General features: G+C 40.0%; 1 protein-coding gene. It reads left to right on the forward strand.

The window, feature by feature from the left end:
- Positions 1-52: 52 nt before the first annotated feature.
- Positions 53-1,599, forward strand: a protein-coding gene (locus GQR47_RS20185) for an IS3 family transposase (protein ID WP_165724404.1) whose coding sequence is annotated in 2 segments (ribosomal slippage) — positions 53-512 and positions 512-1,599 — 1,548 coding nt in all. Because the reading frame shifts where the segments join, the coding sequence is not laid out codon by codon here.
- Positions 1,600-1,605: the final 6 nt, after the last annotated feature.

The raw sequence follows: 1,605 nt of genomic DNA on the forward strand, positions 1-1,605 counted from the left end.
CCCCCTGTGTCAGGATAGTTGTCGCCTCTAACTTTTAATAGAGGCAGATAAAATGAGACGTCGATTTACACAAGAATTTAAAGTTCAAGCTGTTGAAAAAGCATTATCCCAATGTGATGATGTTCGCCTAGAAGATATTGCGCTTGATTTAGGCATCGGTTATTCAACCTTGCAACGATGGATCGCGCTTGCTAAAAACCATGAACTTGAAACTAAAAATAATGGTAGTCACATGACAACAGAAAAACGCCCTCATGACTGGAGCTTAGAAGAAAGGCTTAACGCCATTATTGAATGTGCGAGTTTAGATGAAGCAGCTCTTAATGAATATTGCCGTGCTAAGGGGCTTTACCCGCATCATATTAAACAATGGAAGCAAGATTTTGCTCAAGGGCCTTCAACGACGCCCGTAAAATCAGACAGTAAACAGCTCAAACAAGAAATTAAGCAGCTTCAAAAAGAGCTTAATCGTAAAGACAAAGCGTTAGCAGAAACAGCCGCCTTACTTGTACTCAAAAAAAAAGCAGATGCGCTTTGGGGTTTCAACGAGGACGATTAACCAGCTCAACTGAGCGTCATGAATTGATAAAGCTCATTACCGATGCGCAGGAATCAGGGGCAAGGCAAGAAAAAGCATGTGAGTTACTTGGTCTAACGGCAAGAACAATTCAACGCTGGATTGAAGCTGATGATATGACAGATAAGCGAACAAGTACGATAAAGCGACCACCTAACAGGCTAACTGAATTAGAACAACAGCGTATAATTAAGACTGTTAATTCAATAGAATATGGACATTTACCACCCAGTAAGATAGTCCCTAAACTATTGGATAAAGGTGTGTGGATAGCATCAGAAAGCTCGTTTTATCGCGTTATGAAATCACATAAATTATTAACACACAGAGAAAAAGTTAAACCAAATAAAAAGATAAAAAAGCCAAAAGCGCTCAAGGCAATACGTGTAAACGAAATTTATACATGGGATATCACGTATTTGCCAACAGCTGTTAAAGGTCAGTTTTTATACTTATATTTAGTGATGGATATTTATAGTCGAAAAATAGTTGGTTGGCAGGTTCATGACACACAACTAAGCACACTGGCGGCTGATTTAATGGTAGATATTTGCAGGCGAGAGCAGGTAAAGCCTGAGCAAGTCACGTTGCACTCGGATAATGGCAGTCCAATGAAAGGGGCAACGTTATTAGCGACATTGCAGGAGTTAGGTATTGTTCCTTCATTTAGCCGACCGTCTGTGAGTAATGATAATCCTTATTCTGAATCGCTATTTAAGACGTTAAAGTATCGCCCGGAATACCCTGAGAAAGCCTTTGAAAGCATGGGTAGCGCAAGAAAGTGGGTTAGCGGATTTGTTGATTGGTACAACGATGAGCACTTGCACAGCGGTATTAAATTTGTCACGCCAAACCAGCGTCATTTAGGATTAGATAAAGCGATACTAGCGAAACGTCATCAGATAAATGAAATGGCGAAATTACAGAACCCAATTCGTTGGTCAGGAAAGTCTCGAAATTGGACGATGATCAATGAAGTAAATTTAAATCCAGAGAAAAAAGAAGCAATGCGGGCGGCATAAAATTTA

It is taken from the genome of Pseudoalteromonas sp. Z1A2 (assembly GCF_011378755.1).
GTDB lineage: Bacteria > Pseudomonadota > Gammaproteobacteria > Enterobacterales > Alteromonadaceae > Pseudoalteromonas > Pseudoalteromonas distincta.